The organism is Acidovorax sp. (assembly GCF_046341535.1).
GTDB lineage: Bacteria > Pseudomonadota > Gammaproteobacteria > Burkholderiales > Burkholderiaceae_C > Acidovorax.
In genome coordinates this window covers 1-5050 of record NZ_JBKDRI010000145.1, presented here as the reverse complement: position 1 = coordinate 5050, position 5050 = coordinate 1, and the positions used below count along the sequence as shown (strand labels likewise).

The window sequence follows — 5050 nt, the reverse complement described above, 5'->3', positions numbered from 1 at the left end:
CTAGGAGGCTGTCGGACTTGGAGCGTCGAAAGCGAAAATCGGCCCCAGCGAGGACAGTTTTTGCCGAATTTGCAGCCCCATAGCCGAGCTATGGGGCAAAAAGGCGGTTAAAAATGGACCGCTGCGGTCGATTTGCAGCCGACGATTTACAAGTCCGACAGGCTCCTAGGAGCAAGCGCATGGAAAAAATCTGGCTCAAGAGCTACCCCCCGGGCGTGCCGCACGAAGTGCATCCCGAGCAATACTGCAGCGTGCCGCATCTGTTGGAGGAGTCCTTTCGCAAACACGCCAGCAAGCCGTTTTCGGTCTGCATGGACCAATGGATGAGCTATGCCGAGCTGGACCGCCGCTCGGCCGCGCTGGGCGCCTATTTGCAAAGCCTGTGCCTGGCGCCTGGCGCCCGCGTGGCGATCATGCTGCCCAACATTCCGCAGTTTGCCGTGACCATGGCGGCCGTGCTGCGCGCGGGCTACACCTGCGTCAACGTCAATCCGCTGTACACCGCACGCGAGCTGGAGCACCAGCTCAAGGATTCGGGCGCGACGGCCATCGTGATCCTGGAGAACTTTGCCCACACGCTGTCGGAGGTGGTGGAGCGCACCGCCGTCAGGCATGTGGTGATGGCATCCATGGGCGACCTGCTGGGCTATTGGTATGGCCGCTGGATCACCTTTGCCGTGCGCCACCTGGCCCGGATGGTGCCTGCGTATGAACTGCCTCTGTCGGGCGGGCGCCAGGTTGTCACCTTCCAGCAGGCACTGGCGCAGGGCGAGGGCAGGTCGCTGTCGCCCAGCCAGGCCACGCCCGATTCAATCGCCTTCCTGCAGTACACGGGCGGCACCACCGGGCTGTCCAAGGGCGCGGTGCTCACCCACCGCAACATCGTGGCCGCCATGTTGCAGGCCGAGGCCTGGTTCTCGCCCGCCCTCTCCAAGGTGGGCGACCCCAGCCGCGTCAACAGCATTGCCGCGCTGCCGCTGTACCACATCTTCGCGCTCACACTGTGCCTGCTGGCGATCCGCCAGGGCTCCAGCCTCACGCTGATCCCCAACCCGCGCGACATCCCGAAGTTTGTTGCCGAACTCAGAAAACGCCCATTCCACCTGCTGCCCGCGGTGAACACCCTGTTCAACGCGCTGCTGCAAAACCCCCAATTCAAGACGGTGAATTTCGCGCACCTGTGCGTCTCGCAGGCCGGCGGCATGGCCGCCAGCGAGGGCACGGCCAAGGCCTGGAAGAAGGTCACGGGCAGCACCATGATCGAAGGCTGGGGCATGAGCGAGACCTGCGCCATCGGCACCAACAACCCGGTCATCAACGCCGAGTTCAGCGGCACCATCGGCCTGCCGGCGCCCAGCATCGACATCGCCATCAAGGACGATGAGGGCCACAGCCTGCCGCAGGGCCAGGCGGGCGAGATCTGCATCCGAGGCCCCAACGTGATGACGGGCTACTACAACCAGCCCGAAGAAAACGCCAAAGCCTTCACAGCCGACGGCTTCATGCGCACCGGCGACATCGGCATCATGGATGCAGAGGGCCACACCCGCATCATCGACCGCAAGAAGGACATGATCCTGGTGAGCGGCTTCAACGTGTTCCCCAACGAACTCGAACAGGTCATCAGCCTGTGCCCGGGCGTGGTCGAGTGCGCGGCGATTGGCATTCCGGACGACAAGCAGGGCGAGGCCATCAAGGTGTTCATCGTCAAGAGCGACCCGGCCCTGACGGAAGACGATGTGGCGCGCTACTGCCAGGAGAACCTCACGGGCTACAAGCGTCCCAAGTCCATCGAGTTCCGCCACGAACTGCCCAAGAGCAACGTGGGCAAAATCCTGCGGCGCGCGCTGCGCGCCAGCCCTCGGTAAATGGTGGACACCCGCTTTGCTGCGGCCGTGGCGCTGCCAACCGACATCCAGGTGCTCGAGCGCGGCTGGCTCTCCGCCAACAATATCGTGCTGCACGGCGCGCACGGGGCCGCCGTGGTGGATACCGGCTACTGCACCCACGCCGACCAGACGGTGGCGCTGGTGCAGGCCGCACTCGGGGCGCAGCCGCTGGCGCATATCCTCAACACCCACCTGCACAGCGACCACTGCGGCGGCAACGCGGCCTTGCAGGCCCGCTGGCCCGGCGCGCTCACCCGCATTGCCCCGGGCGAGGCCGACGCCGTGCGCGCATGGGATGAAGACCGTCTGAGCTACCGGCCCACGGGCCAGGAGTGCCCCCGCTTTCGATTTGACGGCCTGCTGGAGCCCGGCACCGAAGTGCGCGTGGGCGCACGCGCCTGGCAGGTGCATGCGGCCCCGGGGCACGACACGCATTCGGTGGTGCTGTATGCGCCCGACGTCGGCGTACTCATCGCCGCCGACGCGCTCTGGGAACGCGGCTTTGGCGTGGTGTTTCCCGAAATCGAAGGCGATGACGCGTTTGCGGCTGTGGGCGCCACGCTGGATGTGATCGAACGCCTGGCACCGCGCGTGGTCATTCCAGGCCACGGGAGCGTGTTCACTGATGTGGCCGGCGCACTGGCCTACGCACGCCAGCGGCTGGCCGGGTTTGTGCAAAACCCGCAGCGCCATGCGTTGTACGCAGCCAAAGTACTGCTCAAGTACAAGCTGCTCGAATGGCAACAGGTGCCTGTAGAGCGCCTCCAGGCCTGGGCCCAGGCCACGCTGTACCTCGGGCGGCTGCACCGCGCGTACTTTGCGGATCAGGCGCAAGGCGTCTGGGTGCAGTCGCTCATAGACGACCTCGTGCGTTCGGGCGCGGCGACGCGCGATGGCGCGTTGCTGATCAACCGCTGACCGCACGTTGCGCCTTGGTTGCGCCTTGGTTGCGCCTTGGTTGCGGCTTGGTTGCGCCTTGGTTGCGGCTTGGTTGCGCCTTGGTTGCGGCTTGGTTGCGGCTTGGTTGCGCCTTGGTTGCGCCTTGGTTGCGCCTTGGTTGCGCCTTGGTTGCGCCTTGGTTGCGGCTTGGTTGCGCCTTGGTTGCGCCTTGGCGGGGTTCAGGCGCGCAGCGCGCGGGGCATCGACGGCCGAGCGGCCTGCTGTGGTGCCGACGCCAGCCAGTCCAGGCACTGGTCCCACAGGGCCCGCGCCTGCGGCCGAAAGTAGCCCATGTGGCCGATGGGCCCGGTGCCGTCCACCACAGGGTCGATGGTCACGGCCTGCACACTGGCGTTGCGGTAGCCCTGCATGAAGGCATCGCGCGAGGCTGGGGGCGCCCACGCGTCGTCGGTCGCGTTGACCGCCACGATGGGCAAGCGAAGCTGCGCAAACTGCTCGGCCATGTGCGGCAGGGCCGGGTCGTCGAAGAAGTAACGCGGAAAGCTGCACCAGCGCCGCCACTGCCGGTACACGCCCAGCGGCAGGTCTTCGCCCATGCCCAGGCGGCTCCAGGGCAGGTAGCCGGCGCGGCGCGTCCACAGCGGCCCTACCACGTTCCACAGGATCTGCACGCGAAGGCGCTCCAGCGGCGGCATCCAGCCGTGCCAGCCCGCCCCGGTGGCAAAGGTCCAGCACGCATGCACCTCGTGGTGGTTAGGCAGCAAGCCCAGCGCGTGCCCGCCGTACGAATGGCCCACCAGGTACAGCGGGCGGCCCGGCTGGCGCAGGGCCTGCACGCCGGCGGCCAGGTCCTGACGCCCCCAGTCGAGGTAGTCCACCTCGTAGCCGCGCAGGCTGGGCGGGGCCGAGCGGCCGATGCCGCGGTAGTCCAGCGTGAGCACCTCAAAGCCCCGCGCCGCCGCATGTTGGGCAAAGCGCCGGTAAAAGCCCTGGGGTACGGCCGTGGCGCTGCCTACCAGCAGGCCTGCACGGGCCGCACCCTCGGGGCGGTAGCGCAATGCCGCAATGGGCGTGCCGTCAACCGCCGTGAGGGCGAGCGCCTCGGGCTCCACCGCAGTGCGGGCAGCAGCGGGCGCAGGAACAGAGTTGGGCAGGGTCATAGGGCCTCCGGGGCTGCAGGGGCATGGGGCCCGGCCGGGCTGCGGCCGGGCATTTCGGATTCGATCAGGCGCACCAGGCCCTGCAGCACGCTTTGCAGCACCGCGCCGTCCTGGGCCACGCGGGCCTGCAACAGGCCGCCTTCGTAGGCGGCCAGCACCAGCCCGGCCAGCATTCGGGCCCGTGCGGGTGGTATGCCATTGGCCGCCAGCGCGTCGGCCAGAGCGCTGCGGATACGGGCAAACGCAGCATCCAGCGCCTGGCGCAACGCCTGGTCGTCGGGGGTGGTTTCCAGCGCCACGGTGGCCAGCGGGCAGCCGGCGGTGAAGCGGCTGCGCACCAACTGGTGCTCGGCCTCGCCCACCCAGCGGGTCAACGCGGCCACCGGGTCGGCCCCGGCGGCCAGCAGGTTTTGCAGACGCAGCACCATGGACTCGGTCACGGCCGCAATGGCAGCGGTGGCCAACTCGGTCTTGCCCCCCGGAAAGTGGTGGTACAGCACGCCTTTGGGTGCCTCGGCGGCAGCCAGCACCTCGGCGAGGCCCACGCCGTGCAGGCCCCGCTCGCGCAGCGCACGGGCCATGGCCTGAATCAGGCGTTCGCGGGTGGAAGGCGCGGGCGCCACTGGGACGGGCGCGGGGGCCTGGGCGGAGAGCGCCAGGGGCGACGCTGAGCGGGAGCGGGTGGACATGGGCGCAGTATATAGACCAGTCGGTCTAGTGTCAAGCGCTGCGCGGTCGCCTAGGTGTCTTGGGCGTGTACAAACCGGATGGACCCGCTGCGCAGTCGCCGCGCGGATCGATCGGGCGGATGGCGGGTGTCACCGGGAGCGGTGGCCCACAGCGAGGGGCGCGGGACGCAACGCGCCAGGGCCCGGATCAGGCGCGAAGAGGCCTCTGAGCCTAAAAACGGCAGTTGACCGCTTGTCATCTTGGCGCACACCGCGTGGACTCGGGGCTTGCGTTGTTTTTGCAGCCTCACCTTTCGGGTGACAGCGCTATGCACTTGCCAGCACCGCTTTTGGAGCGCCATGCGGTGTTGCTTCTCCTTGCAGGCACGAGCCTGCCGCGTCGTCGCGCCTTGCCTGGCGCCCCAACAGCAGC

Annotated in this window: 4 protein-coding genes; 2 read left to right on the top strand and 2 right to left on the bottom strand. The window is 67.9% G+C overall.

The features are described 5' to 3' along the window. Positions 1 to 179: 179 nt before the first annotated feature. Positions 180 to 1868 carry an AMP-binding protein gene (locus tag ACK543_RS10705; RefSeq protein ID WP_409942838.1) on the top strand — a complete coding sequence of 563 codons (1689 nt, stop codon included), beginning with the start codon at positions 180 to 182 and terminating at the stop codon, positions 1866 to 1868. Beyond that, a complete protein-coding gene (locus tag ACK543_RS10700; protein WP_409942837.1) occupies positions 1869 to 2807 on the top strand; it encodes an MBL fold metallo-hydrolase in 939 nt (312 codons plus the stop codon). It begins immediately after the preceding gene. Positions 2808 to 3007: 200 nt separating this feature from the next. Here ACK543_RS10700 and ACK543_RS10695 read toward each other — a convergent pair whose 3' ends face one another. Together ACK543_RS10695 and ACK543_RS10690 are read right to left on the bottom strand one after the other, a co-directional pair. Next, complete coding sequence (locus ACK543_RS10695) at positions 3008 to 3949, bottom strand: alpha/beta fold hydrolase (protein WP_409942836.1); 942 nt, start codon at positions 3947 to 3949, stop codon at positions 3008 to 3010. Continuing rightward, positions 3946 to 4638 (bottom strand): TetR/AcrR family transcriptional regulator, encoded by a 693-nt coding sequence (locus tag ACK543_RS10690; protein WP_409942835.1) that lies wholly within the window; start codon positions 4636 to 4638, stop codon positions 3946 to 3948. The genes ACK543_RS10695 and ACK543_RS10690 overlap by 4 nt, the downstream gene beginning before the upstream one ends. Positions 4639 to 5050: the final 412 nt, after the last annotated feature.

What these genes read in the sequence shown, in the direction of transcription:
- ACK543_RS10705 (WP_409942838.1), top strand. Translation starts at nt 180, where the DNA reads ATGGAAAAAATCTGGCTCAAGAGCTACCCCCCGGGCGTGCCGCACGAA.
- ACK543_RS10695 (WP_409942836.1), bottom strand. Translation starts at nt 3,949, where the DNA reads ATGACCCTGCCCAACTCTGTTCCTGCGCCCGCTGCTGCCCGCACTGCG.
- ACK543_RS10690 (WP_409942835.1), bottom strand. Translation starts at nt 4,638, where the DNA reads ATGTCCACCCGCTCCCGCTCAGCGTCGCCCCTGGCGCTCTCCGCCCAG.
- ACK543_RS10700 (WP_409942837.1), top strand. Translation starts at nt 1,869, where the DNA reads ATGGTGGACACCCGCTTTGCTGCGGCCGTGGCGCTGCCAACCGACATC.